A 235-nucleotide genomic window follows, 5' to 3' on the forward strand; every position below is an offset into this window, starting at 1 on the left:
TATTAACGTTACACCGACTACAGTTGATAACAGTGTAGACAATTCAGTGACTAACCCAGGTGGTGATAATGGTGGCGATACAATAAGTTGTGCCACATACACATTAGATGGAGCTACATTTACGGGTGAAGCAGAAGGCATTAACTGTTTATACAGCCAAGCATTTGCAAGTAATGCAAAAGAAATTACAAGCTCTTTTGTTATCCCTGCGCTAGACGATGGCGGTGCCCATGTA

At 41.7% G+C, this 235-nt stretch carries 1 protein-coding gene; it reads left to right on the top strand.

Translation table 11 applies throughout. The annotated features are described in order from the left end of the window. A partial coding sequence (locus AAEY83_RS18610) for a hypothetical protein (RefSeq protein WP_351061673.1) occupies positions 1-235 on the top strand: 235 nt, incomplete at both ends.

The organism is Psychrobacter sp. TB20-MNA-CIBAN-0197, from assembly GCF_040309765.1.
Lineage (GTDB): Bacteria > Pseudomonadota > Gammaproteobacteria > Pseudomonadales > Moraxellaceae > Psychrobacter > Psychrobacter submarinus.